Genomic DNA, 25338 nt, shown 5'->3' on the forward strand with positions numbered 1-25338 from the left:
CTCGAATCTCGCGGTCTTGATCATGCACGCCTAAGACGGTTTCGCATGACTCGATCTAACAAACATAAGGCTGAGGCCCCAGTACAGGGCGAGAAGGCCAGCAATCACGCGCGGGGGGCCGCGCCGGCGTCCGGCCTCAATTTTCAGGCGGCCGTGACCGCCATCGCCGCCGTTCATTTGCTCGACGGCAGTCCGGTCGGATGGCTCGACGAGCTCGCCCATGACGCCCCGCTGGCGATCTGGGCGGAGAGCGGCGGACCCGGCGATGATGTCCGTCTCGAGCTCGCCGCCTCCACGGTCGAGATTCAGGCAAAAAGCGGGCTGCGCGCGGACGACAAGCTCTGGGACGCGCTGCTTGATCTGGCGCGCGGCCTGAACGCGGGACAGATTGCGTTCGGTATCCTGGCGGTCTCGCCCGACAGCAGCCAGACCGTGCGGCATAGGCTCGAGCGCGACTTGCGCTTGATCGGCAGCGGCCGGACCGACCGGCTTTTTGAGGTTGGCCACAAGTGGATCGCAAGGCTCGAGGCGCAGGGTTTCGACCCCGTCGCTATCTCGCGCGCGCTCCGGATTCAGACGGTCACCGCGACCGACGGCAATGTCGATGCGGTCCGCGCCGCCAAGGCCGCGCTCGCGCGGCATTGCGGCAGCGCAGCCGCCGCCGATCAAGCCTGGCATGTGCTGCTCGAAGGCGCCCATGCGCTGATCGCGCGCAAGGGCCGCTGGGATTTGCTGGCCGTCGTCCGGCTGCTCATGGCAGCGGGCGTGCCGCTGGCGCCGGCCGGCTCGCCCGGCGGCGCGGTCGCGAAACTGATCGCCTGGGTCAACGGCGCCAATCAGGACTTCATGGTTTTCGGCGCGGACCGGCCGATCCCGCTCGACGATGCCTGGAACGCGCTCAGCGCGCGGCAGATCGATGCGACGGCGATGCCGGCCGATCCGGCGGCCGCGATTGCGCGCTATCGCGGCCTCGAACCGCAAGGCAGCGGACAGGAGCGCGAGCGGACCTATGATGCCGAGTTCGTCGGCAGGTTCAGGCGCAGGGCGGTCATCGTCGCCGGTCCGGGCCTTGGCAAATCGACGCTGCTTCGGCGGCAAGCGCAACGTTATAGCGATGATGGCTATCCGGTGCTCAAGGTCCAGCTGCGCAAGGTCGCGGCCTCGCTCGCGGCGGGCGAGACGTTCGCGGCCAGCATCGTCCGCCACGGTCTCGACGGCTCGGGGATCGACCCTGGCGACCTGCCCGATGTGGGCGGCGACGGTTGGGTCTTGCTGGCCGATGGTCTCGATGAATGCGGTGGCGGGCAGGACGATGTGGCCGACGGGCTGAGCCGCTTTGCCGCCGGCCATCCTCAATGCCGCATCATCGTGACCACCCGGCCGATCGGCTATGAGACCGTGTCGCTGGCGGCCTGGCCGCATTACGAACCGGTCCGGCCCGACAGCAGCAGCGCGACCGCGCATGTCGGCCGGCTGATCGAGGCGATCGCACCGGAGGGCAGTCCGCTCAAGGCGGACGGCGATGACGCCGCCAGGGCGGCATTCCGCCGCGACGGGCCGGCGAACGCGATCGGGACCGATCCGCAATTGCTGGGCATGGCGGCCTCGCTCATCGTGCGCGGCGAACCGCTCGGCGGGTCGCGAACCCAGCTCTTCCAGCAGCTGTTCTCATCGGTCGAGCGCAGTGCCTCCGTTCAGGCGACGCGTCATGCGGTCGATCTGGCACTGGCGCAGGCGGTGCTCGACCGGCTTGGCTGGCGGGTCACGGCCGAACCGCTCGGCGGATATGATGCCATCATCAAGCGCGTGACCGCGGACATCGCCGCGCTGCTCGGGACGACGCCGCTTGCTGCTTCACGGCAGGTGCGCGACGCCATGCAGTTCTGGGAACAGATCGGCGTGATCGAGCGGATCCATCACCGCCGCATGCCGCTCCTCGCCTTCGTGCATAAGAGTTTCGGCGAATTTGCCGCGGCGCGTCACCTGGCCGAGATGGACGATGACGCACGGGCGGGCGCGCTGCGGGAAATCGCACCCTCAGCCGAATGGGCCGAGGTGCTGAGCTTCGCCGCCGGCCTCGGTCTGGGTACCAGCGTCGTCGATGCGCTGCTTGGCGAAGGCGCGCTGGCGCGGGCGGTGACGATTGCCGCCGATCCCGCCGTCGATCTTCCAAGCGATACCGCCGAGCGCCTGGGCGAAACCGCCTTCGCCGCGCTCGAACAGGGGCAGCGCGAGCCCATGAAGATCGCCGACGCGCTGGTAACATTTGCGGCGCCATCCCGAGGTTATCGGTCCAAAAGCCGCCGAGCGGCTCGATGCTGCGGATGAGGAATTGCGGCAAATCGCCTGGGCCTGCGCGGTTGACGCCGGTCCCCGCTATCACGACCCCGACCGCGCCGCGCAGCACGCGGTGGCGATGCTCGAACGCGAAGGCTCCGGCGTTCGAACCTCGATCATGGGCGGCATCCGGCTGATGCGCTCGGACCGGTTCGACCTCGCGCGGCGCATGGCGCTGACCAATCTCAAGCTCTTGGTCACGCGCCTCAGCAAAACCGAAGTCGAGGCGCATGTCAGTCTGCTGACCGCGGACGGCAATTCGGCAACGGTCAGGTTCCTGCAGGACGTCACCGATCTCGTCGCACCCTTCGGGATCACGCCGACCTGGCCCAAGCGCCGCGCGGGCTCGCTGTCGGACATGATGCGGCGCGACAGCGAATATGGCCAGGCCGAGACCAGGGCGATGCACGGTTTGATGGACGCCATCGCGAGCGCGATCGGCATGGATATGGACGGGACGCCCGCCGAACCCCTCGACGTCAACCGACATCCCCTGCTTCAGCTCTCCGCGCTTATCCAGATCATCGGCTATTGGGAGTCCGACGGCGAGGTCTGGTCCTGGGACAAATCCTATCCGCGCGAGGCCGTGGCCGAGATCCTGCGCGTGGTCATTGTCCTCTCGGACATCGATCGCGTGCGGCTTGCGCGCGAGGTCGCAACGATCCGCCGCAAACTGAACGATGAGCGGAGATCGACCTTCTTCTGGGCGCTCTCGGACATTCATCTGGTCGATGTCGACGATCCACGGTGGGAGCGGCTTGCCGAGGCCTCGCCCGACCTCGCGCTGGTCGAGCGCGCCGTTGAACATGGGGCCGTCTGGGTCATGTCGGTCGCCACCGAAATCCTCGCCCGCGCCGGAACCGGTTCGGAGCACATTGCAGGAATGCTGGCCACCAAATCCGGCCTCGCCCTCGCATCGGCAGGCTATCTGGCGTTACAATTGGGCGAACCAGCCGGCAGCACGCTCCTGCTCGACCGCCTCGAAGGTCCGCATGTCGCCGGCATGCGGCATCTCTTTCATCATCTGGCGTCGACCGCGACGCCCTGGACCGAGCGCGTCGCCGCCGTCGCCGAGCGCCGCTTGCTCGGCGAATCCCAATGGACCGCCAATGCGGCGGCGAAGTACATCCTCGGCAGGGCAAAGGCGGGCGCCGCGGTCGATCCCGATATGCTGTGGCGGGGCTATCGGCATTGGCAGACCCATGAACCGCGCAACGATGCCGGCGGCGCCATCCCCGATACGCCGCGCACGCCCGTGTTCGATGCGTTGCTAGCCAGGGAGGCGGTCAGCGACGACCAGCTCATTGAAGCCGCCGCCGATTATCGCCACGATGTCAGCAAGTCGGCCAAGGAACAGCTGATGGCGCGCGCCGCGCAGGATCCCGCCCTCGTCCGGCAGCTCGGCGCCGGCATCGACGACGGCACGCTCGGCCCCCACCTCACCCGCGAGCTTCTGTCCGCCAGCGTGCCGCTCGACGCGGACACAATCGAAGCGATCGTGCGGCGTCTCGACGATCCCTCGGCACAATGGCGGCTTGCCGCATCTGCGATCCTGCGGTGCGATGCGCTGCCCCGGGCGCGCGTCCGTTCACTGCTCGCGCGACTTGCACGGGACGAGCGAGCCGAAATCCGCGAGGCGGCGGTCCGTATCGAACAGGATCTGCCAGCCTAGCGCCCGGCCGATACACCGCCGCCCGGCCGCACGGGCACTGGCGCGAAGCTGCTCACCGCACTCAGCTCGTCCATCCCGCACTGGCCCAGATCGCGTCATGATCGCGTATGGCCAGGCAAGTGACGTCCACGCCCTGGAGAAAGAACAGCTTGCCGGCCTCGTTCAAATTCCCGGCTTCGGGCTTGTAGACATACCATGCCGGCTGGCGACGGCGTGGGAACTTGCGGAAATAGCGCGCGCGCTCGATGAGCAGCCAGCGCAGGAACACTTCGTTCTCCTCAAGCGCGAGGCCGAGGAAGAGCAACGGCTTGTTGAAAAAGAGATGGAGCCAGGTGCGCGCGCCTGCCCAGCGCGCCGGATCCTTCGCGCGAAACAACTGGCTGCCGCCGCGGTGGAACATCTCGCGCGCGCGGTGCGCCGACCCGACATAGTCCGAAAGCCCGAGGCGGACGCTGCGCTTGTAGCGCGCCATGCCGTTGATATGCCAGATACCGAACCCGGCGCACGGGTCGAGATGCAGGTCGTGCGCGAAGCGGCACTGCCAGGGGTAATAGTCCGTGAAACCCGAGAGTCCCGTTCCGAGAAACCGGGCGCCCGCCGCTTCGCTCAGCACCTCCTCGAAATTGGTGGTCAGCACGGGCACCGCATGTCGGCTGGCCCAACCAACCACCGTGCGGTGATGGTCGAGCACCTGCCAGCCTGCCATCAACTCGCAGAATTCAGCGGCCAGATCGCTGGTCGCGCCCGCCGACCTCAACCCCAGCACATCATAGAATTCGGTATATTGGGTGCCCTGCGGCACCTTTGGCAAAGGGATGCCGCAGCGTGCAGCGATCTTCATCAGCAACGCCTCCCAGCTGTTGCTCGCCGCGCCGCCATGGCGATTGATCCCGTTCCCGATCACCAGCGCGACATGACCGGCATGGGTGGCGAGCAATGTGTCAAGATCGAGCGCCGCCGCCATCCCTGTCTCCTTCATTCCCGCCCGCGATCTGGCGCGAGCCCGCCCTCTTCGATTGGGGCGTAAGCCCCGGCTACCCGCACCGTCACTCCCTCTAGGTTCCGGCGACCTCGTCCGCCCATCGCTCGGCATAGGGATCGGGCAGGATCGCGGGATGCGGTGTCAAGGTGCAGCTGATGCTGTTTCCGTCAGGCACGATGCCGGATGCGCCGGCGCCGACCCAGAACAGCGCGAGATTGCGATCGCCGTTACAAAGCTGCGTCTGCATCTCAGGAAAATAGGCCAGACAGTAGAGCAGCAGCTCCAGCGCGTTGAGATCGGCGAGCGCGTTATAGGCGTCCGCGTCGCTATAGGCCGCATGGAATTTGAGCATCCGCCGCGCCGCGCACGCACCGGAATCGACGACCACGCTCAACGCCGCGAGCACGACCAGTGCCCCGCTCGTCACGCCGCAGTCGCGCGCGGCGGCAAGCACCTCATTCCACCGGGCGTCCCGATCGCGACGGGCGACCTGCGCGCTCAACCGCGGCGCGATTTGCCGCAAGAATTTCTGCTTGCGCGCCATGCCGGGCCGGATGTCCTCGATCAGTCCCAGTAATCCGGCCAGCGGGCCGGGGCCGGTCATTATCGTCGCCGAAGGCAGCGCGGTGCCGAGCTTACCGATCGCCTCGTCGAGCTGGCTTTGCACAAGACCCGGGTCAGGCAAGGATCGGCCATTGCCCTCCAGCGCATAGAGCATCGGGTTGATGCGGACCGTGCTCCGCTCGAACAGATCCAGGAAATCGGGTTTGCGCCCGGTCAGTTTGCCCGACGCGAACCGCCCGACGATCTGCGTGACGATATTGCGGTCGGGGAGCACCACCGCATTGCTTCGGGTTGCCGCGAGCGTGGACGGCAGCCACCCACCATGGACCAGTCCGATACCCTGGGCGCTGAGCGGGCTCACCAGTGTCGCCTTCAGATGCGCATAGTTGCTCGTGTCGACGTCCGCGATATCGGTATCGACGATCCGGCCGTTATACATGTCGAGCGGGATGGTGATGCCTTCATGGAGGCGGGCCGCGGCCAGCTCCTCATAGGGCCGTGGCCTGATATCGACCTCGGTGAACGCGATCCTGCGCGGCGTGCCGCCATCGGGATGCACTTCCTCCTGGAAGACGAACAGGTTGCCGCCTGGCGGCGGCGGTTGAATCGTATGCGGTTCGGCGGTCATGCCGCAGAGATAGTGAGCGCAAGGGCGCGGTAAATCCCGCAGCCAGTCGATGCGCCAAACCCCCTTTTGGCCCACCGCAATAGGCTGATAGGTTCCGGGCCGATGCGCATGCCCTACCTCACGCAACCGGCTGCCCCGGCAGCCACCCTGGCGCGGCGCGATCCGGAGCTCGCAGCGCCATGATCGCGCGCGACTTCGACGCGATCGAGCGGAGCGATCTCGAGGCGCTGGTCGCCAACCAGGTCGCGGAGCGCCGCACGCTCGAGTTCAAGCGCGACTTGCCGGGCACCAGCGAGAGCGCCCGCAAGGAATTCCTGGCCGATGTGAGCTCCTTCGCCAACGCCCAGGGCGGCGATCTGATCTATGGAATCGAGGAGCAGCGCGGCGTCGCCAGCGCGCTGGTTGGGCTCGAGCTCGACGATCCTGACCGCGAAATCCTGCGCTGGGAGGAAATCCTGCTATCGGGCATCGAACCGCGCATGCCGGGCGCGCGCCTGCGCTGGATCGACCTTGCCGAGGGGCGGGGCGCGTTGCTGATCCGCATCCCCGCGAGCACCATCGCACCGCATCGCGTCATTCTTGCGCGCAGCAACCGTTTCTTCGGGCGCAAGAGCAATGGCAAATATGAGCTCGATACCCAGGAACTGCGCGACGCGTTCACCGCGAGCGAGGCGTTGCCGAACCGGTTGCGCGCGCTGCATCTCGACGCTGTCGATCGCGCGTCGCGCGGTGAGCTTCCGATCTTCCTCGGCGATGAGCCAAAAGCGATCCTGTCGCTGATCCCGGTCACGGTGTTTCGCGACGCACGCGATCTCGACATCACGCCGGAAAACGCGCTCGCCCCGCACAAGCCCAGCGGATACATGGACGCGATCCGCATGATCGATGGCGTGCTCCTGCATACCAACCCCGGGGAACGCGGCGCGGTGCGCTCCTACGCCGTGACGCACCGGCAGGGCCGTACCGACATGGCATGGACGATCGGCGGCGTCGTCAACGAGCTGCGCCGCGACGAGATGCGCGTGGTGTGGCCGCAACGCTTCGAGGAGGGTGTGATCGATGCGGCGCTGTCGGGCGCGATCCGCCTCGCGCCGTTCGGCATCGAGGGCCCCTGGCTCGTTCTCGTCACGGTCACCGGCATCAGGAACCATCACCTCGTCCTGCCGGACCGGCATATGTCACAGCCGGCATGGCTGAGCGAAGTTACGCTCCCGGCACTGACCGTCGAGCGGATGAGCCGGCCCGCGCTCAATCCGATCCTGCGCGCGTTCTGGCTGGCGTTCGGCGAGCAGCGCCCGCCGGCCGAGTGATCCCGGCAAGTCGGGGAACCGCCGCATCGACGTGATCGGCGCGCCACTTGGGAAAGCGGAGCCGGGGCGACCAGAAGCCTGGCAGCCCGGGTCGCCTAGCTCGAGCCCGGCGCGATCATGGCAAGCTTCAGCGCCGGTTCGATCTTGGCGTCGAGCCGGTGCCTTGCCCATGACGCGGTGGGGCCATCCGAATTCAGCTCGGCAAGCTGCCGCAACGCCAGCGCAATCCGGTCCAGCAGCGCGGGTGAGCGCTCCTTGCATGCCTGGTCGAGCCACGCGTCGGCGTTCTCGACCTGCTGATCCAGGAAGCGCAGCAGCGAGTAGGTCACCGGTTCGATGATGCCGTGGTCCCGGCAGACAAGGCTTGCACCGTTCGGTGCCTCGTGCGTGTGCATGCCCGTACGATCGATATCGCCGGAGACACGGCGCAACGGGATCGGACTTGTCCCGATCAGCGCCAGGATCGCGGGGTGAACCAGGCCCATGATCGCTTCATCATCGTCGGGTGCGATCGTACCGATCGGGATGGCCGCGAGATGCGAGAGGATGAGCCAGGCATCGAGATCGGCATAGCTTTGCCCATCCTCGATCAGCTCGATGGCGCCAGGCGTGCCGGGCACCTTCATGACCGTCACGCCATCGTCACGGGTCACCAGGTCGAGCCGTCCGATCCCGTCGAGCCAGGCCATCGCGCGGCTGCCGGGGCGCAGCGTCCGCACGCTCGGCGCGGTATCGAGCAAGCGGTTCAGGAAATCGATCGAGATGCCGTCGCGAAACATGCCAAGATCGATCAGGGCCTGCGCCCCGATCAGATCGCCCAGGGGCAGCCGCGCGGTCGTGGCGACCAGCCAGTCGGCAATATCGGCTTGCGGTTTCTTCCGGGTCATGCGCGCGTCGAGTTCAGCCGCGATCTGCCGTGAAAGCTCGGACGCGATGAGCTCGGGAAAACGTCCGACGAACACGCCACGGTTGGCCTCGTCCAGAACCGTGCCCAGCAGCCCGGACTTTTCCATTGCGTCAATCTCGGCGCTGTCCGCATGATCCCGCATCGTTCGCTTGCGCACCATGAAATTGGTTATCGCGCGCAAGACGACGTCCGCAGGCCGGTCCTTCGCCCGATAATCGTCCAGCACTGCCCGGGCGAAGGTCGCCGCCTGTTCGATCAACGGGTCCTGCACGAACCGCTCACGGACATTGCCGAACAGGTCGAGGCTCGGCAGCGGAGGCAGGATTCGCGTGATCCCCTCCAATTTCGGCAAGCTCGCGACATGCGCTGTCATCGAACGGAGCAACCAAGGCTGGCGATATTCATCGGCCTTGTCGGCGCCGGTCATAAAGGTCACACCCGCGTCTTCCAGGACCTGGCAAGCCTGCCCGAACTCCTCATCATCAAGCAAGCCCACCGCGATGCGCTCGCCGCGACGCGCGAAGGCGGTTTCCTTGCGCCGCGATTGACCGAGCCACAGCCGGTCGGCGGCCGAGGTGTCCGCCTCGATCACGAACTTCAATCGCGAATTGACCGGCTGCGCCGAGAGCGTTTCGAGCTCGTGGCAAATCTTGTCATGCTCGAGACCGAGCCCGTCGACCGCGATGACCAGCATTGGCCCCTTCCCCGTGCCGAAGCTTTCCAGCCAGTGCCGGGCTTCGTCCGCGGTGATGCGCCAGCCCAATGCCGTGCTGAGCAGCCGGGCGACCGCTTCGACGATGCCCGCCGCGGCGGTCCCTGCCGCCTCGACGAACAGCACGGCCATGTCCTCGGCCTGCCTCGTACCCTCGACCAGTTCGCGCAGCACATGCGACTTGCCCGCGAGCGGCGCGCCCTCGATCACCACCACCCGCCGGCTGGCGCGCAGTGCCGCCTGCGCATCGCGCGACGCCGCGCGGGGAAAGTGGCAGTCGCGCGTGAAGGGCGCATGACGGTCGCTCCAGCCGCCGGTCAGATCCTCCAGCGTCTGGTCGCTGGCGAGGCGCACCGCCGCCATCCACACCGCCGAGTCCGGCCCCATCAGTGTCGAGATGGCATCGCGGGTGTCCGATGCGGCGATCTTGGCCGCCGCTTCGATCAGCTCGGCGAAGGCCTGCTCTTCCGGAACGCTGCCCAGCAGCTTTCCGTCATGAGCCGCATAGGTCCGGGTGTCCTCGCCATTGAAGACGATCACGATCGGCGGACGTGGATGCAGGACGCGCGCATAGGAGAGGCCCTGCTCGATATCATCCTGGGTGAGGGCATTGCCGGGGCGCTTCAGTTCGAGGACCGCGAGGCGTTGGCCCTTGACCTCCACCAGGATATCGAGCCGGCCCCGGTGCGAGGGCTTCGTCCCATCGACGGTTACCATGCCCTTGCCGAGCTTGAACGTGAAGTTGAGCTGGTGCTTGACGTCGGCGACGTCGATCCAGGGGGCGGCGGCGCGCAGCGCGGCATTGGCGCGGGCCTCGAAATCGGCCTCGGTCGTCCCGAGCGTCGTGATCTTCCCCTTCATGCATCTGCCCCCGGACCTGCTTGAACGGGCGTAGATAAGGATCGCCTCGCAAATTCGCCAACGCCGACCCGCAGCAAACGTAACCTAAGGTTACATCGATTTGGAGAATGTAACCTTTGTGATATACCCTTGCTGTTTGATCGAGGGATTGCAAATGACCGGGGAAGAATTGAGAGCCCGCCGCAAGGGCATGGGCTATACCCAGCAAGGCCTGGCGAATGTGCTGGGCGTCTCGCGCAAGACCGTCAACGAGATGGAAAATGGCGCGACGATCGACACCCGCACGCAAATGGCGGTGACCGCGGAAGCGCGCCGCGTGAAGGTGATCGAGAACAGCTTCTGGGTCATGCCGACCGTCCGCGACAGCTATGCCGTCGCGCAGCGCCTGATCCGCGAGATCGATCGGCCGAACGCGATGTTGCACGTGCACGGCCAGACGATGCTGTTCGGCGAGTTCAAGCGCCGCGATCATGCCTATCGCTGGTGCGCCGCGCTGCATCGCAGCGACGGGGCGCGCGGCACGCGCGACCTGATCCGCCGCCGCGCCGCCGACATCGAAGCGCTCCGGCCGGCCCTTGATCAGCACCCCGCCATGGGCATTAAATAGCGCTCAATCCGACGATGGCGGCGCTGCCGCCTTCGCCGACAGCGCGCGGGGCGGAACCATGAAGCTCACTCTCACGGTCATTGTCAGCGCCGTGACCAGCGGCCTGATCAGCATCCTCACCTTCATCATCGGCGTGCGGATGGCGAAGGATCAGGGCGATCGGGCTGCGGTGCGTCAGATCTACCAGCGCCTGTTCGAGCACTTCCGCGGCATCGATGCGGCGATCGGCGACGGGAAGCCCAAAAGCTGGGCCGATTTTCCGCTGAAGGGCAACCAGTACACGCCGCCGTGCAAACAGATGCACAGCGATGGCGAAGCGAACCTCCTGCCACCGGCACTGATGGCGCAATGCGAGACGCTGGAAACCGACGCGCTGACCGCGGGGGGCCGGTACCGCCACTGGGTCCGGGAGACCTATATCCCTGCGCTCAAGGCGCTGGTTGCCGAGCGGACCGGCGGCAAGGGCGGTTCGATCACGGGCAAAGCCTATCGCGAACTGTCCGCGTTCGAATTGGGCCTGATGTCCGGTGAGGACGTCCTTGGCCTCTCCACCGAGCTGGAGGCCGAAAACCTCGGCGTCGGCCTCCAGGTCGCGGTCGAGCGCGGCAGACACGAGATGCTCTATCTCTACCCTGAGCATCTGGACGGCGCGAATGTCGGCACGCTGCTCGAAGCGGCGCGCGCGCTGGCGTCGGCCGATCCTCAAGGCCAGGCGCTGTCGGACGGCCTGCGGGCCCTGCGCCCCCGCCTCGCGGTCCTGCTCGGGCGGTTGAAGGCGCGGATCCGGGACCCGCACCCGCTTCACGAGAGCATCCTGCGCGCGTTCAGGGATGTGTTTCGACGCGGCTGAGGCTATCCGGCCTGCGCCTCGAGCATCGCGCGGACCTTGAACAGCCGCTCTTCAAGTTCGAGCCAGCTGCGCCCGACCACGCGTGGCCCAGACAGGAATTCCTCGAGCAGATCGCGCTCGCGCGCGATATCGCCATGCTTGCGGCATAGTTGCGCGGCGACGCGCCAATTCCATGGCGCACGGTCCGACCGGGCCTTGTCGAGCAGGGGCGCCAGTTCGCCCTCCGGGACCACCCCGGTCTTGCGCGGCTTCAGCACGGACGGTCGCCGGGCTGGCCGCCGCTCGCCAGCCAGCACCGCGGCCGCCTCGGCGCGGCGCCTGAGCACCGCATGGTTGGGGGAAACGCTGTCGGGATAGTGCGTGAAATACGCATCGACGCATTCGACGAGCTCGGCGAAGCGGCCGAGCTTGCGCAACATCAGCGTCAGCCGATCGAGCGGCGAGACATCTGCATAATGCTGCTTGAGTTCGCGCCGCAGCTCGGCAACGAGGCCGGTTTCCGTTTCCATCCGGGCATAGGCATGAACCCGGTCGATCGCTTCGCGATAGCGCGCGACGGCAAGGTCGGGGTCGCTCTGCTCGAGAGGGCGGGTCTGCGATATGAAGCTGGTCGTCGCGTCGCGCAGCGCATGGAACCGCTCGAGCGCGGCATAGTCGAAGCCGCGGCCCGGATTGATCCAGTTGAGCAGTCGCACGCCATGCGCTGCAATCAGCTCAGCTTCAAGCTCGAGCGCATCGTCCTCCTCGAGACCTTCCGCGACGATAAAGACATCATAGCTGCCGCCACACCGCGTCGTGATGAAATGGTGCCAGAGTGCATCGCGATCCATCGACCATGCGCGACGGCCGATGCCTTTGCCGATATAGAACGGCGTGCCGTCGGGATGACGATGGGCGTAGACATAGTGGCGCGCGGGTGTTCGGCGCTCACCTGTCTGGCGAAGGGCGCCTGCGCCAGCCTCATTCTCCACGTTCGTCGCCTCCCCCCTCGGCCTCGCGAAAACGCGCCGATCGTTCAACAATGTCAACGCTGGCTTCACGTGAATCCGCGGACGATACCGCGCCAAGGCGCAGCGCAGCGCTTTGATTTACTCGGCCGGTGCAGATCGCCTCGCCAGCGCGCAGTTGCGGCACAGCTACGACGTATCGGAGATCGGCTGGAATAATTACCAGAATCTCATGCCGCGTATCTGACTGGGCCTGGCCGGGTTGATGGGAGCATTGCCGTGCTCGCTTCGATCTAAGGGAACTTGCCATCGCCCACTCACAATCAAACCACCCGGACCCCAAAAAGGTCTTTTGAAGCCGAGGAAAAGCGGCGGCTGTCGGGACGTCGCCGGATGGCTGGATGTCCGCTACTGGGGCGCATAACTGACATATTATCGACGAGCGCTCCGCGCCGGCGGCCCGTCCACCCTCTATTCCGCTGACGCACCGTGGGGCCGCGCAGCACCCGACGCTCACGTTCCAGGTGCAGCAGCGGCGGGCGGGCGCTGTCCAATGCACGAACACGCACCCGCTGGTGGGTCACGGCCTCAATCCGATGGCGTCCCGATCACCTCTGCGAAGTGGGCTTCCACAAGGTTTCATATCGTCCAGGGAAGCGAAGAGGGAGGCCGGAGGCAGGAGGTCGGAAGGCCAGCGGTTCCCCCTCAGTTTGCTTGTGCGCCGGTCGGTCGCGATGGCGGCCCTGCTCGCGCCTGTATCAGTGCCGGCCCAGCGGCGGATCAAGCCGCTGCACGAAGCTGCCTGACCCACCTGACCCGTCGGCGGCGAGCCAATCGCCGCCGGTTCTTTCTCATGGAGACTTTCGATGGATGATCCGGTCATCCCGCCTGTGCTGCTTCGCGCCGCTGTCGCCAAGCTCGCCCCCGACCGCCAGCGCGCCTATATCCTGATCGCGCGCGAAGGGCTGAGCGTCGTCACGGTGTCGGAGATCATGCAGCTGCCCAGCATCGAGGTCGAGCGGCTGCTCGCCCATGCCATTGTCGATCTGATCCATGAGCTCGACCGCTAACTTGCGCCAAAGCTGCGGCAATACGCTTTCGGGCGGTGCATTGCCGCGGACCTGCCGCTAAGGATCGTGCCCGATGCGTACCGACCTCGACCATCTGCCGCCCGCCAAGCAGCGCGATCTCGCGCGGGTGGTGCAGCTGTTGTTCGAGGAGTTCGACGACGCGCGCGGCAACCCCACCGGCGAGCGCAGGCTCGGGCGCATCCTCAAGGTCATCCTCTACGGCAGCTATGCGCGCGGCGGCTGGGTCGACGAACCCCACACCGCCAAGGGCTATCAGTCCGACTTCGACCTGCTGGTCATCGTCAACCAGAAGGAGCTGACCGACCGGGTGGCCTATTGGCAGCGCGCCGAGGAGCGGCTGATCCGCGAGCTGTCGATCACCAAGACCGTCCACACGCCGGTCAATTTCATCGTCCACACGCTACAGGAAGTGAACGATGGCCTTGCCCATGGCCGCTACTTCTTCATGGACATCGCCCGCGATGGCATCGCGCTCTACCAGAGCGACGACACCGAGCTCCACAAGCCCAAGCCCAAGACCCCGGAACAGGCGCTGGCGCTCGCGAAGGAGTATTTTGAGGAGTGGTTCCCAAGCGCTTCTGATTTCTATGATGGGCATTTGGATGCCCTCAAGAGGGGGCGATTGAAGAAGGCAGCCTTTGATCTACATCAGGCAACCGAGCGCCTGCTGCAGACCGTGCTTCTAACGGTCACGGCGTATGCGCCTCATGTGCACAACCTCGCGTTTCTGCGAACTCAGGCCGAGAAGCTCGACCGCCGGTTGCACGCCATCTGGCCCAGCGCCACCCGCCGCGAGCGGGCGATGTTCGAGAAGCTCAAGGACGCCTATGTGAAGGCGCGTTACTCCAAACATTACCGGATCAGCGAGGAAGAGCTGACCTGGCTCGGCGCCCGCGTCGAGGAGCTTGGCCGCGCCGTGCATGAGGTGTGTTCGGAGCGCCTCGCCGAGCTCAAGGCCGCCGCGCGGCCATAGCCGCGCGCAGACACCGCCAGACTTCATTGATTATTGGCGCGCCTATGCGCGCGCGGACGCCGCGCGTCCGCGCGACGCCCGTTTTCATGCATGTTGGGTCGTGGCCAATGCCGGCCGGTGGCGATTTGTACACCCTCTAATCAGGGGGTTACTGACTCCGGTAATGCGCTGCATCCAGCGGTGCCCGCCCGTATTCTTGATGATCCAGATGGGCGGCGCGGGGAAGCCGGCAGGGGAGTCCCCGCCAAGGCCCACATCAAAATCGGCTTCCCCGCGTCATTTCGCCTCTGCTGGCGCGGCCAGCCTCGAAGGCACAGGTTCCGATCATCGCCGCGCAAGGCAGCGCGTCCTCGGGCGAGCCGCGCAGATCGACATGGTGGCCCATCGCATACCATTTGAACCCGAGGTCGTGCGTGGCTGCCTCGAGCCGTTCCTGGAGCTGGTCACTGTCGTGAGCGGAGAGGAAGCGGTTGATTTCTTCGTGAAGGTTACTGTGCATCGGATGGCCTCGTGCCTCAGGCGGCAAACTACCTCCTCTCCAGCCCAGTCCGTTTACACTAGCACGTCCTGCAGGTTGATGGTTTTTGGGACGCGCGCGCGTGGGTTGCGGCGCGGGGGCAGGTTGGAAGGGGTTTGGCGGATGCCCGCTGCGCGGGCACCGCGGCCCTATCTACGCTGCGCTTCGACCGAGCTCCGGCTGCGCCGGATCTCGGCCCTGGCGGGTTACGGTCCGCTTCCGGAAGGGGGAAGTGCGCGGGTGCGGTTGAGCGGGCGGTGGCGCTTCAGCTGGGAGGTCAGGGCGTGCGGCACGGGTACCGCCATAGAGGAGAGAGGGATCTTTGCTTGTGTCGCTTCGGATTGGCCGAGGCGGCGGCAAGTCAAAGGAACTGAGTCATGAACATTGGTGAGTTCAAGCCGAGCAACGGCCGTCTGATGGGGTCGATCGCGACCCGCACGATCGACCTGCCGCGCCTCGGGCTGCGCGCCGTCGAGAGCAGCAACGACCGCGCGCCCGCCTTCGAGGTCCTCGCGCTCAATGTCGGCAATCGCTGGGTACAGGTCGGTGCGCTGTGGCAGGCGGTGGCAAAGCACACCACCGGCGAGGTGTTCTTCCAGGGCACGATCGACGATCCGAGCCTCGCCGAACCGCTGCCGATCGCGCTCTTCGGCACCGAGGAGGAGGGCTACCGCATCGCCTGGCGCCGGCCGCAGCGGCGCGACGATTTCGGGACGCCGGCGCAGCGTGGCCGGCCGGACGGGGCGGGCGCGCCGGTCCATGACCAGGGCGGGTTCGGCGAAAGCACCGCGGGCGGCAATGGCGAGCTGGTCGGCGCCGTTCTCGCGGACGACGTGCCGTACTGACGGCGGATCGGGCCGGGGGCGCTTGCCGTCCCCGGCCCATTTTCGTCGCTACCCATTTCGTCCCGGTCATTTACGCCCCGGTCATTTTCGCATTCTGTTCGAGGAGCTGGACCATGTCCCGCCAGATCGCCCGTGTCGGCCGCTTCGCCGACCTCAAAGACCTTTATGCGCAAGCCATTGCCACGCCGGAATTCCAGGCCGCGTTCGGCGAGCCCTTGGCACTCTCGATCGTTGAGCCGGGCGAGGCGCCCGGCGAGCATGACATGCCCGAGCCGATCGCCGCCCAGGCCGATTGTGCGGGGATCGTGGCCACCATCTTCGATCTTTTCACCGGCACGCGGCTGGAGCCGCTGGCGGCCGAGATCGCCTGGGGGTTGGTCAACTCCTTTCACTTCGTGGCGGGGAAACTCGAGCGGCGTGAGGACGCAGCCGCGATCGAGCTGCGCGACCTCGCCCGTTCGCCCGATCTCAGCGAGATCTACACGCTCGAGGTCGAGGAGAAGCAACTGCTCTGCCAGTCGCTCGCCGAACAGCGCGAGGCGATCGAGTGCATGCGCGACTATGCCGCTGAAATGTACCGCGCCTGTTCGGGCTGGCCGTGGTCGCCGGCGCGCGGCACGCGAGCGTCCTCGGCGTCGTCGGCGAGCCAGATCGCGGCGCAGGATTTCCTGCGGGCGCGTGTCCTGGCGCAGCGCGAGCGGCACGTGCCGCAAGGTCCGATCGTGGTCGTGTCGGGTCCCGCGCAATGGCATGACTGGGAAGCGCTCTGGGCGCGGCTCGACCAGATCAGGGCGCGCGTGCCGCACATGACCCTGGTCACCACCGGGCAGCGTAAGGGCGTCGATGCGATCGCGGCCGCCTGGGCGGCGCGGCCCGGGACCAGCGTGCCGGTGGTCGCCTATGGGCTCTACGGCACCGGCAAGAAGGTCGCGTTCACGCGCAACCGCAAGCTGGTGGAGCTGAAGCCGGTCGAGGCGGTTCTATGCGAGGGGTCGGGGTTGCAGGCCAATCTCTACCAGCTGTTGCGCCAGGCGGGTGTGCCGATCCATGCGTTCAGGAAGGCGGATCAGGCTGCTGAACCGGCGGCGTTGCCGCGCGCCCGCGTCCGCGCTGCGGCTTGATCGAACGATGTTGATGCAACGGGCCCTTCGCGCGAGCGAGGGGCCCGTTGTCATGGGGCGGGGAAGGAACCTTCACGGGCGTGGCGGAGATGGCTGGCGGGGGCATCGAGCCCCCGCCAGGCCAGCCATTCTTCTTCTCTCAAGAAGTCCGAGGGTGGCACGGGGACGCGGCGGCCTCAAGGACGGCGGGGCCCCACCATTTTCCCTGGCGGATCGGGCGGCGGGGTTCCTCGCGGGCGGGGTGGCCGCCAGAGAAAATCGTGACCCCCACCGCCGCTGCGCGGTCGGCTGCGCCCGATCCTTGACCCCGCCGCTCGGCGCCCGTGCCGGAAAAAGACCTCTTCAGAAAAGGAGGTTCACATGACCAAGATGATCCGTACCGTCCGCTCGTTCACCGAGATCGCCGAGCTCATTGCCGCCGAGACCGCGGCGCCTGGCGAGGGGTTTGCCGCCGCATTCACCGAGACCATTGACGGGTTCCGCATCGATGCCGGGACCGACGTGACCGACGCCGGAATGCCGGACCCGCGCGAGGTCGAGTTAGCAACCGAGATGCTGGTCCGCACGCTGTTTGACGTACTGCGCGACACGCGGCTCGAAAGCCTGGCCGACCGGTTCGCCTGGGGGATCGTTCACAGCTTCCATCGGGTCGCGGGGCAGCTGGAGGGCGAGGCCGACAAGGCGGCCGCGCGGATCAAGGAACTGGTCCGGGATGCCGATGGCAGCGAGGTTATGATGGCCGAGCTTGAGGAGGCGCAACTCCACTGCCAGTCCCTCGACGAGGCGTCCGATGCCGCAGCCTGCATGCGGGACCATGCCGCAGCAATCTACCGGGCCGAGACCGGGCGACCCTGGTCCGCGCCACGGGGGTCGCTGGTGTCCAGCATGCGCACCGCCTCCGTGGTCGCGGCGTCGGATTTTCTCGCCGCGCGTCGCCAGCGGCGGATCGACGCGCATGCGCCACAAGGGCCGGTGGTGATCTTCTCGGGCGGGCAGGCCTGGGAGGATCACCGCCAGCTGACCGAGGCACTCGACGCGGTCCGGCAGCGCATCCCCACGATGGTGCTCGCCACCACCGCGCAGGACAAGGGGTGTGATGCCATCGCGGCGTCATGGGCGGCGCGGACGGGCACGCCGTTGATCGCGTTCACGCTTAACCGCAAGCTCGGACAGCGCGCCGGGTTCGCGCGCAACGAGCAGCTGCTGGCACTCAAGCCGATTGAAGCGGTGGTGTGTGAAGGATCCGGGCTGCAGTCGCATCTCGCGCGGCTGGTGCGGGCGGCGGGGGTGCCGGCGCACTTCTTCAGGCTCGATGGGCAGCGCCGCGCGGTGGCATGAGGATATGGGGATTGGTCCGGGTCTTCCGGGCCGATCCCCCTTTTTTATGAGGGAGGAGGTCGCCCCGCTCAGGGACCCTGCGGGGTCCGTCGCGGGGCGATGCTGCATCCCCTGTGAGGGGGATGCAGGCCTCCTGCGCGCGGCTCCGCCGTGCTCGTCGCAGGGACGCCCCTACGGGGCGGATTTAGGTTTATGCGGGGGCTGGGGACAGGACCTTGAGCGCGGCGATCGAGCCGGTGCCGTCTGCCCGCCCGCGCCAATTTTTGATGGCTTTGGAGTTGCTGCATGTCGATAAGCAAAGGCCGGCTGGCGCCGACGTCAGAAAAAGATGCCCCCTGCGGGGGCGCCACGCCCTTGCCAGGTCGAGGCGGCGCAGCGCGCGAGAGCGCTGCGGAAGGGGCACGCACGCCTGAAGGCGTTTTGTAATGCACGCACGCCTGAAGGCGTTTTGTAATGCACCGTACGCACGGGTGCTGCGGACGAAATTCGCACTTGATTCAATAGTTTAAGCGCAATGACGCCGTCATCGGGCGGGGGGCAAATTCGATGACGCTGTCACCGCGATGAATCGCTAGCAGGCCCCAGCTTGCTGGTATTGCTGGATATTTCCGGCGATGACAGCGTCACCGTTTGCGTCATCGCGCGTCATCAATCGGCTGTGACAGGACATCTTTGACGGCCATCCCGGGCGAGCTCGATCCAGAACCCGTAGGTGCAATTCTGGTCGCTCCGGCATCTCAATGCCCTGACCCGTGCGCGGTCCACCCTCGGGAGCTACAGCTGTGTGCCTTGGCGGGCAGACAGGAACACGGAGTCTTGTCATGCCTATGGTGTCGGTCCGCATGGATGATGCGCTATACCACCAACTCAGGCTGTGCGCCTACCGCGCGGATCTCAGCCTCTCGCGGTTTTTGCGGCCCGCGATTGAGCGCGCCGTGTCGGCGGACGGCAAGGCGACCATCACGGTCATGGACGAGCTGCTCGGCATCCAGATCCAGACCTTCGCGCTGCTCTCGGCGCTGGCGCGCGAGCAGTCGCCGGACGTTTGCCGCAAAGGGTTCGAAGAAGCGCGCAAGTTGCTCGCCGAGCGCGGCCTGCTTGAGGAGTCGGCGGCGTGAGCATCTTCCGCAACGACACGGTCGGCTCCTGGACGCGGGGTGGTCAGGCGATCGTCCACAACATCCGCATGACCACTCAGGTCCTGATCCAGACCTTCCTCGCGGCGGGGGTCATCTGGGCCGGCTGCACCATCTGGTATGTCTACGAGCAGCTCAGAGAGTATCAGCGCTATGTGCTGGTGAAGGTCGCCGAGGCGTACCTCAAATCCGGGGTGCCGGGCACGAGCGCACCGCTCCTGTTCGAGACCCCGTCCGGCGTGAACTATTGGACCAGCGCGCAGAATCTGCTGAGCTCGGGCGTCGCGAAGAATGCGCTCAAGGCGGCCGAGAAGCATCTTGTCCACGGGGCGATATTATGCGGGCTGTTCGCGCTCCTCGTGATGGTGGGCGCGTGGTTCTACTTCACCCGCACCGGCAAGGGGCTGGGCTCCAACCAGTACCTCCGCGGCGCTAGATTCGGCACCGCGCGGGGGTTGCGCTGGCAGCTTCGCCGGAAAGCGCGGGGCAGCTTCAAGATCGGTGGCGTGCCGATGCCGGCGGCATTCGAGCCCGAGCATATCCTGGTGAGCGGCGCGCCTGGCACCGGCAAGACCAACCTCATCACCGTCATGCTGGAAGGCATCCGGCAGAATGGCAGGCGGGCGATCGTCTACGATACCGCCGGCTCGTTCGTGGAGCGCTTCTACCGCCCCGACCGCGACGTGATCCTCAACCCACTCGATGCGCGTTCGGCGCTGTGGACGCCGTGGACCGACGTCCCCGAAGAATATCATTACGACCAGATCGCCGAGTCCGTTGTCCCCGACACTGGCAAGGACCCATTCTGGGCGAAGGCGGCACGCGGCACGCTGGTCGCGGTGATGCGGGCGCTGGTCCATCAGGACCGCATGCGGGTGTCGGTGCTGATGGAGATCCTCACCCGTTCGGGGCTCAAGGCGCTCTCGGCGTTCGTCCAGAATACGGACGGCGCGGCGTTTATCTCGCAAGAGGGCGAGCGCACCTCAGCGGGCATCCAGGCCGAGCTTGCCTCGGTGATGCGCGGGTTCCGCTATCTCGACGATACCGACCGCGGGCTCTCGATCCGCGACTGGGTCACCAACGAGAATGACGACAGCTGGCTGTTCATCACGGTCAGGGCCGACCAGCTACCAACGCTGCGCCCGCTGATCACCATGTGGCTCGATATCGCAATCAGTGCGATCATGAGCATGAGCCCTGACCAGCGTCGCCGGCTCTACTGCGTGATCGACGAACTCCCCTCGCTCCAGCGGCTCCCTTCGCTCGGCGATTTCCTCGCCCGTGCCCGCAAATATGGCGGCTGCGGGATCCTCGGGTTCCAGTCCTATCCGCAGCTCGAGGCGACATATGGCGTGCAGGAAGCCGCCGCCATCACCGGCTATTGTTCGACCTGGGTCGCGCTGCGTGCCAACGACACGCCGACTGCGCGGCTCGTCTCCGAGAACTTGGGCCAGGTCGAGCAGATCGAGGCCAATGAAGGTATGTCCTACGGGGTCAGCGACATGCGCGATGGGGTCAATTTGTCGCGCCAGCAGGTCACCCGTCCGCTGGTCATGCCGACGGAGATCGTGAACCTGCCTAACCTCACCGGCTATCTCCGGTTCGGGCGCGATCTGCCGGTGATCCGGTTCCGTGACAAGTATCGGAAGGTGAGCGTCACGGCGCCGGCGTTCGTCAAGCGGACCTCGCCGCCGACACGCCATCACGATCAGTTGCAAACCGGGGAGCCGGTCGCGACCGTGAAGCCGGTGGAGGACGCGCAGTCGGAACTGCCGTTGCCGCAGCCTCAGCCCAACGCTGCGCCAGAGGTACCCGACTGGGATGACCAAAGCGCCGACACCCGGCACGTACCTCCCGTCGATTCAGCACTGGTCAGCTCGAGAAGCCCCGAGCGCAAAATCATCCAACGGCAGAGCCGTCCGAACGAACCGTGGCGGCCGGCAAACCCCGCCTGACATAACCCCAAGCGAGAGGAACGACCTATGGACTGGAAGTTACTGAGCCGGCAGATGCAACTCGACGAGGAGCGGTCGGCTACGGCGCCAGACGAGGCGATCTCGCCGATCACCGTGCGCATCCCTGTTGCGATCAAGATGACCGGGATCGGGCGATCCAAACTTTACCAGCTGATCGCGCGGGGCGAGATAGACAGGGTGAAGATCGGGACGGCGACGCTGATTACGGTGGAGAGTCTGCAACGACTGATGGAGCGCAACAGGCGGTAAGGAGCCCGGCAAGGTGCGGCAATACCAATAGCCCAACGATTAGTGCGTCTGACGGTTGATAGACGGAAGTGTAGCTTAATCCGCAAAGCCAAGAGATATATTTTGGTAATAGTACTCCTCTGTTTGGAGGCAGTTGACAGGAGTATAACCGTTCTTCGGAGTGAATCGCTAGGAGGCCGTTTGTAGCATGGCGGTCGGCCCGACGTCTAAACGATAGCTGCTAGGAGCGGGTACAATTTGGTCTGACGGCACTTGGCTAGGTCCACTGCCGCATGCTATGATCTCCACCACGCTCGTCAACATCAAATGACAATGTTCACTTCGTCGAAGGTCAACCGAGCTCCGCGAGGATAAAGTTCTTCAACGGAGCCCATTCCAAGGCAGCAGAGGAAGTTAGCGCACACGTCGGTACCGGCAAAATAGTGCCCGTTCACTAGATCGTGATTAAACCCTGACATTGGGCCGCAGTCTATTCCGAGGGCTCGGGCCGCCATGATGAGATATGCGCCTTGAAGCGAACTGTTCCGGAAGGCGGTTTCGCGTGCCTCTACCGGGTCGCTCTGAAACATCGCGATGAGCCGTCCGGCCGCATGGGGCATGAGCCGGGGAAAGTTCAGGTAGAAGTGAGGATCATAGGCGACAATGACTGTCGCGGCCGCCTGTAGTATCTTGATTTCATTCCCAGCCTTCACGAAGCCAGCCAGCCGCTCTTTTTCCTCTTTACTTCGAACCCATACAAATCGGCCCGGAGAACCATTTGCCGATGTTGGGGCAAAGGCCGCCGCTTCGTAGATTTCTCTGATCGCAGCGTCATCCAGAAAGCTGTCTTGCCAGCGATTGTAACTCCGGGCCTCGGTGAAAAGTTGGGCGATGCTCGCCGTTTGCAGTCGGCTGTTGGCGATCCGATCACGTTCGATGCTGCTCATGGGATGCGCTATGGCGCCGCGGCTTCCATAAAACTTATGAATTCGGTTTATGGTTATGAAGGCAATTGCCGGCAGTTCGCTGAACGCGGGACCTGTCAATATGCGTGTGTGACGGGTGATGCGAGCGCCTGCGGTGCGGAGGTTATGCCGATGAACGCCTTTCATTTCATCGGGCTGGCCGAAGCCGATATGGGCTCCGGTCGACGCCGTCCGGATGCAGCCCGACCAGCTACGCATTCGACGGCCTGTGATCTAGAGGAGCGACACATGCGCAGTGCCATACTGGAAGTGGCGGGTGGCCCTGAGGTGATGACGCTTGTCGAAGAGGCGCGCCCGATACCGGCACGCGGCGAAGTTCTGATCAGGACCCATGCGATGGCCGTGAGTGGTCCCGACGCGCTGATCCGCCGCGGAGTATATAAATGGGGGCCTCCGCTTCCTGCAAATCCCGGCAATGAAATGACCGGGGTGATCGTCGAACTGGGCTCCGATGTGACGACCGTCAGCGTCGGAGATCCTGTCCTGCTATCCTCGCGCGAGCTGTCCGTTCGCGGCGGATGCTATTCGGAATTTCGCGCGGTTCCGGCGGCGGCCGTTCATGTGCTTCCACCGTCCGTGGATCTCAAGCAAGCCGTCGTTTTGCCGAGCTATTTCGTTGCCCATGCGATGCTGTCCCTGACGGTTACGGCGCGCACCAGGTCGATTTTCGTCAACGGCGCCGCGGGTACGATCGGCGCCGCCCTGGTCGAGCTCGCAAAGGCGCGCGGCCTGCAGGTCATCGGAACCGTCAGTTCCGACGACAAAGCGGCATATGCGCTGTCAAAAGGGCTGGATCGCGTGATCAACTATCGTGAGGAACGAGTGTTGGACCGCGTGATGGAATTCACGGGCAATAGCGGGGTCGACGTCGCATTCGACCATATTATCGGGGACGGTTTCATCGACGTACTGAAAATGCTCGCCGACTTCGGCACCGCCGTCGCGTTCAACAGCTTCACGCCCGTACCGAAAGAAGACGTGTTTCATACAATGCGCGAGCTTTCGACCAAGAGCATCGCACTGCGTGTCTTCAGCTCGCACACGTTCGATCACGATCTGACGGTCTTGCGGGGTTTGACGGCTGAGCTGATCGCGATGCTCGCGGCCGGCACGATCAAGCCGACGATCGGAATCGAACTGCCGCTGGAAGACGTCGTTTACGCCCATCGACGGTTCGACGCGGGAGATGTCATCGGCAAGATCGTAATGACTCCCTGAGGGGGTGCCCGGATAACGCGATTCGGGCTGGCCGCATCGCGTCGGGGTGTCAGGCCGAGACTTGCGCCGCTGGCGGGTTCTCAAGGGCGCTCGCGTGATGGGTGAGCGCCGTTCGCGGGTTAAGCTTCCGCATCTGCCGGACTTCTATCTTCCAGCGCCTTGAGCTTCCTGATGAACGCGCCGACCTGGCCGAGCAGTTCTTGGAACAGCGGGTCTCCGCGATGGCGCAGCATGATTTCACCGAACAGCTTCAGGCCGACCGCGAACTCAGCGGTTTCGTCAGCCGGCAGAACCGATTTTGCCGCAATCCGGTCGATGACGCTGAAGATGTCGTCATGATTCACGGTGTCGAAGACGAGGCGCCTTTTTTCTGTATCCCCGTTGTCGGTTTCTTCCAGGCTAACGCGATATCGATACGGCATTGTCCAAGCTCCTCCGCCTGCCTTGCGATCCGGGCGAATCATAAAGCGGCGTACAAAATGCGATTTCACATACCGATCGGAATTTGAAATAACCAGCGGCTATGGGGCTAAGCATAATTCATTGTCCAAGCCTGACGGATGCGAGCATTTCAACCTCTACAAAGTCGTTTGAAGCGACTGTCCCGGGACAAGATCGGCAACCAGCCGGGTTCCGTTGGAGAGATGAGGTTGGGTCATGCCGAAGTTCGATGCAAATCTACTGCATCTCTTCACCGAAGTCCCGTTTGCAGAGCGGTTCGAGCTTGCGGCGAAAAACGGGTTCGATGCGATCGAACTCGCTTTGCCATATGATCATGACCCGAATTTTCTTGCCCGGCAACTCGATCTCCATGGGCTGACCGTCGCTGTGATGAATTCGCCTTCGGGCGAACATCTCAATGCGCGCGGACTCGCCTGTGACCCCCGCCACAAAAAGGCGTTCGAAGAAAGCATCGATGAAGCGCTGCGCTATGGCCGGCTGCTAGGTCGGCCCCTGCTCCACTGCCTGGGGGGGATGGCGCCGACAGATGTCGCCCTCGCGGAAGTCGAGGCCAACTATATCGACAATCTGCGCTACGCCGCTGGCGCTTGCGCGGCCAAGGGAGTTGCGGTCGGCATCGAAGCCATCAACCCGGTAGACAGGCCAGGCTATTTTGTTTCGAGCGCACACCAAGCGCTCGATCTTGTGGCGGAGATCGGCGAGCCGAACGTCGGCGTGATCCTGGATATCTACCACATGGCGATGACGGACGAACCGCTGATCGAGCTGATCGAGCGTGCCGGGCGGTCGCTGTTTCATGTCCAGATCGCCGATGTTCCGGGCAAGGGTGAGCCCGGCACCGGCGCCATCGACTTTCGGACGATTTTCGACGCGCTGGATGAGGGCGGATACGAGGGCTGGGTCGGTCTCGAGTACCGCCCCGCCGGAGATACGGCCGAAGGCCTCGCCTGGCGTCAGGCGTTCGAGCGCCCGCCAACGGGCGCTCAAATACACTGAATGGGTCCGTTTAGGCGGACTTGTACACGACAAACAGGGGACACGCTCAGTCGTGACCGCGATGGGAGAGGATG

22 protein-coding genes are annotated in these 25338 nt (G+C 65.2%); 15 read left to right on the plus strand and 7 right to left on the minus strand.

Going from position 1 to position 25338, the window contains the following annotated elements:
• Nucleotides 1-153: 153 nt before the first annotated feature.
• Together M9978_RS19305 and M9978_RS19310 are read left to right on the plus strand one after the other, a co-directional pair.
• Nucleotides 154-2328 (plus strand): NACHT domain-containing protein, encoded by a 2175-nt coding sequence (locus M9978_RS19305; protein WP_254296116.1) that lies wholly within the window; start codon nt 154-156, stop codon nt 2326-2328.
• Between the two features lie 4 nt (nt 2329-2332).
• Nucleotides 2333-4009 (plus strand): hypothetical protein, encoded by a 1677-nt coding sequence (locus tag M9978_RS19310; protein ID WP_254296117.1) that lies wholly within the window; start codon nt 2333-2335, stop codon nt 4007-4009.
• A 61-nt stretch (nt 4010-4070) separates the two neighbouring features.
• Here M9978_RS19310 and M9978_RS19315 read toward each other — a convergent pair whose 3' ends face one another.
• The gene (locus tag M9978_RS19315; protein ID WP_254296118.1) at nt 4071-4988 is read right to left on the minus strand and encodes a hypothetical protein; all 918 of its coding nucleotides are present in this window, start codon (nt 4986-4988) and stop codon (nt 4071-4073) included.
• A gap of 76 nt (nt 4989-5064) precedes the next feature.
• Complete coding sequence (locus M9978_RS19320; protein WP_254296120.1) at nt 5065-6183, minus strand: hypothetical protein; 1119 nt, start codon at nt 6181-6183, stop codon at nt 5065-5067.
• A 179-nt stretch (nt 6184-6362) separates the two neighbouring features.
• On the opposite strand from M9978_RS19320, the gene M9978_RS19325 reads away from it, so the two are divergent.
• Nucleotides 6363-7493 (plus strand): AlbA family DNA-binding domain-containing protein, encoded by a 1131-nt coding sequence (locus M9978_RS19325; RefSeq protein WP_254296122.1) that lies wholly within the window; start codon nt 6363-6365, stop codon nt 7491-7493.
• Between the two features lie 95 nt (nt 7494-7588).
• Here the strand turns inward: M9978_RS19325 and M9978_RS19330 are convergent, their stop codons facing one another.
• On the minus strand, nt 7589-9973 hold the full coding sequence (locus M9978_RS19330; RefSeq protein ID WP_254296124.1) for a type I restriction enzyme HsdR N-terminal domain-containing protein: 2385 nt from the start codon (nt 9971-9973) through the stop codon (nt 7589-7591).
• Nucleotides 9974-10127: 154 nt separating this feature from the next.
• Between M9978_RS19330 and M9978_RS19335 the strand changes: the two genes are divergently transcribed.
• Nucleotides 10128-10580: a helix-turn-helix transcriptional regulator gene (locus tag M9978_RS19335; RefSeq protein WP_254296127.1), complete on the plus strand. Its 453-nt coding sequence runs from the start codon at nt 10128-10130 to the stop codon at nt 10578-10580.
• A complete protein-coding gene (locus tag M9978_RS19340) occupies nt 10549-11430 on the plus strand; it encodes a hypothetical protein (protein WP_254296129.1) in 882 nt (293 codons plus the stop codon). The genes M9978_RS19335 and M9978_RS19340 overlap by 32 nt, the downstream gene beginning before the upstream one ends.
• Nucleotides 11431-11432: 2 nt before the next feature.
• On the opposite strand, the gene M9978_RS19345 is transcribed toward M9978_RS19340, so the two are convergent.
• On the minus strand, nt 11433-12401 hold the full coding sequence (locus M9978_RS19345; protein ID WP_254296131.1) for a GIY-YIG nuclease family protein: 969 nt from the start codon (nt 12399-12401) through the stop codon (nt 11433-11435).
• An 842-nt stretch (nt 12402-13243) separates the two neighbouring features.
• On the opposite strand from M9978_RS19345, the gene M9978_RS19350 reads away from it, so the two are divergent.
• Together M9978_RS19350 and M9978_RS19355 are read left to right on the plus strand one after the other, a co-directional pair.
• Entirely contained in the window at nt 13244-13447 is a 204-nt protein-coding gene (locus M9978_RS19350) for a sigma factor-like helix-turn-helix DNA-binding protein (RefSeq protein WP_254296132.1), read from the plus strand.
• A gap of 73 nt (nt 13448-13520) precedes the next feature.
• Nucleotides 13521-14441: a HEPN domain-containing protein gene (locus M9978_RS19355; RefSeq protein ID WP_254296134.1), complete on the plus strand. Its 921-nt coding sequence runs from the start codon at nt 13521-13523 to the stop codon at nt 14439-14441.
• A 256-nt stretch (nt 14442-14697) separates the two neighbouring features.
• Here M9978_RS19355 and M9978_RS19360 read toward each other — a convergent pair whose 3' ends face one another.
• On the minus strand, nt 14698-14940 hold the full coding sequence (locus tag M9978_RS19360) for a hypothetical protein (protein ID WP_254296136.1): 243 nt from the start codon (nt 14938-14940) through the stop codon (nt 14698-14700).
• 395 nt (nt 14941-15335) lie between these two features.
• On the opposite strand from M9978_RS19360, the gene M9978_RS19365 reads away from it, so the two are divergent.
• The 6 genes from M9978_RS19365 to M9978_RS19390 all read left to right on the plus strand — a co-directional run bounded on the left by M9978_RS19365 (nt 15336) and on the right by M9978_RS19390 (nt 21623).
• Nucleotides 15336-15803: a DUF736 domain-containing protein gene (locus M9978_RS19365; protein ID WP_254296138.1), complete on the plus strand. Its 468-nt coding sequence runs from the start codon at nt 15336-15338 to the stop codon at nt 15801-15803.
• Nucleotides 15804-15916: 113 nt separating this feature from the next.
• The gene (locus M9978_RS19370) at nt 15917-16924 is read left to right on the plus strand and encodes a DUF2493 domain-containing protein (protein ID WP_254296140.1); all 1008 of its coding nucleotides are present in this window, start codon (nt 15917-15919) and stop codon (nt 16922-16924) included.
• Between the two features lie 360 nt (nt 16925-17284).
• Nucleotides 17285-18262, plus strand: coding sequence for a DUF2493 domain-containing protein (locus M9978_RS19375; RefSeq protein ID WP_254296142.1), 978 nt, complete (start codon nt 17285-17287; stop codon nt 18260-18262).
• Nucleotides 18263-19083: 821 nt separating this feature from the next.
• Complete coding sequence (locus tag M9978_RS19380; protein ID WP_254296144.1) at nt 19084-19380, plus strand: CopG family transcriptional regulator; 297 nt, start codon at nt 19084-19086, stop codon at nt 19378-19380.
• Nucleotides 19377-21353 carry a type IV secretion system DNA-binding domain-containing protein gene (locus M9978_RS19385; protein ID WP_254296146.1) on the plus strand — a complete coding sequence of 659 codons (1977 nt, stop codon included), beginning with the start codon at nt 19377-19379 and terminating at the stop codon, nt 21351-21353. The genes M9978_RS19380 and M9978_RS19385 overlap by 4 nt, the downstream gene beginning before the upstream one ends.
• Before the next feature lie 27 nt (nt 21354-21380).
• Nucleotides 21381-21623, plus strand: a complete 243-nt coding sequence (locus tag M9978_RS19390) for a helix-turn-helix domain-containing protein (protein WP_367305137.1) — start codon at nt 21381-21383, stop codon at nt 21621-21623.
• 302 nt (nt 21624-21925) lie between these two features.
• Here M9978_RS19390 and M9978_RS19395 read toward each other — a convergent pair whose 3' ends face one another.
• Complete coding sequence (locus M9978_RS19395) at nt 21926-22549, minus strand: malonic semialdehyde reductase (RefSeq protein WP_254296148.1); 624 nt, start codon at nt 22547-22549, stop codon at nt 21926-21928.
• A gap of 3 nt (nt 22550-22552) precedes the next feature.
• Between M9978_RS19395 and M9978_RS19400 the strand changes: the two genes are divergently transcribed.
• On the plus strand, nt 22553-23806 hold the full coding sequence (locus M9978_RS19400; protein ID WP_254296150.1) for a zinc-binding dehydrogenase: 1254 nt from the start codon (nt 22553-22555) through the stop codon (nt 23804-23806).
• A gap of 119 nt (nt 23807-23925) precedes the next feature.
• Here the strand turns inward: M9978_RS19400 and M9978_RS19405 are convergent, their stop codons facing one another.
• Complete coding sequence (locus M9978_RS19405; protein WP_254296152.1) at nt 23926-24228, minus strand: DUF3861 domain-containing protein; 303 nt, start codon at nt 24226-24228, stop codon at nt 23926-23928.
• Between the two features lie 235 nt (nt 24229-24463).
• Between M9978_RS19405 and M9978_RS19410 the strand changes: the two genes are divergently transcribed.
• Nucleotides 24464-25264, plus strand: coding sequence for a hydroxypyruvate isomerase family protein (locus tag M9978_RS19410; RefSeq protein WP_254296153.1), 801 nt, complete (start codon nt 24464-24466; stop codon nt 25262-25264).
• The last annotated feature ends 74 nt before the right edge of the window (nt 25265-25338 follow it).

It is taken from the genome of Sphingomonas tagetis (assembly GCF_024211275.1).
Lineage (GTDB): Bacteria > Pseudomonadota > Alphaproteobacteria > Sphingomonadales > Sphingomonadaceae > Sphingomonas > Sphingomonas tagetis.

Excerpts from the sequence above, each read along its gene's own strand:
- M9978_RS19315 (WP_254296118.1), bottom strand. The coding sequence starts at position 4,988 with ATGAAGGAGACAGGGATGGCGGCGGCGCTCGATCTTGACACATTGCTC.
- M9978_RS19320 (WP_254296120.1), bottom strand. The coding sequence starts at position 6,183 with ATGACCGCCGAACCGCATACGATTCAACCGCCGCCGCCAGGCGGCAAC.
- M9978_RS19325 (WP_254296122.1), top strand. The coding sequence starts at position 6,363 with ATGATCGCGCGCGACTTCGACGCGATCGAGCGGAGCGATCTCGAGGCG.
- M9978_RS19330 (WP_254296124.1), bottom strand. The coding sequence starts at position 9,973 with ATGAAGGGGAAGATCACGACGCTCGGGACGACCGAGGCCGATTTCGAG.
- M9978_RS19335 (WP_254296127.1), top strand. The coding sequence starts at position 10,128 with ATGACCGGGGAAGAATTGAGAGCCCGCCGCAAGGGCATGGGCTATACC.
- M9978_RS19350 (WP_254296132.1), top strand. The coding sequence starts at position 13,244 with ATGGATGATCCGGTCATCCCGCCTGTGCTGCTTCGCGCCGCTGTCGCC.
- M9978_RS19355 (WP_254296134.1), top strand. The coding sequence starts at position 13,521 with ATGCGTACCGACCTCGACCATCTGCCGCCCGCCAAGCAGCGCGATCTC.
- M9978_RS19360 (WP_254296136.1), bottom strand. The coding sequence starts at position 14,940 with ATGCACAGTAACCTTCACGAAGAAATCAACCGCTTCCTCTCCGCTCAC.
- M9978_RS19365 (WP_254296138.1), top strand. The coding sequence starts at position 15,336 with ATGAACATTGGTGAGTTCAAGCCGAGCAACGGCCGTCTGATGGGGTCG.
- M9978_RS19370 (WP_254296140.1), top strand. The coding sequence starts at position 15,917 with ATGTCCCGCCAGATCGCCCGTGTCGGCCGCTTCGCCGACCTCAAAGAC.
- M9978_RS19375 (WP_254296142.1), top strand. The coding sequence starts at position 17,285 with ATGACCAAGATGATCCGTACCGTCCGCTCGTTCACCGAGATCGCCGAG.
- M9978_RS19380 (WP_254296144.1), top strand. The coding sequence starts at position 19,084 with ATGCCTATGGTGTCGGTCCGCATGGATGATGCGCTATACCACCAACTC.
- M9978_RS19390 (WP_367305137.1), top strand. The coding sequence starts at position 21,381 with ATGGACTGGAAGTTACTGAGCCGGCAGATGCAACTCGACGAGGAGCGG.
- M9978_RS19395 (WP_254296148.1), bottom strand. The coding sequence starts at position 22,549 with ATGAGCAGCATCGAACGTGATCGGATCGCCAACAGCCGACTGCAAACG.
- M9978_RS19400 (WP_254296150.1), top strand. The coding sequence starts at position 22,553 with ATGCGCTATGGCGCCGCGGCTTCCATAAAACTTATGAATTCGGTTTAT.
- M9978_RS19405 (WP_254296152.1), bottom strand. The coding sequence starts at position 24,228 with ATGCCGTATCGATATCGCGTTAGCCTGGAAGAAACCGACAACGGGGAT.
- M9978_RS19410 (WP_254296153.1), top strand. The coding sequence starts at position 24,464 with ATGCCGAAGTTCGATGCAAATCTACTGCATCTCTTCACCGAAGTCCCG.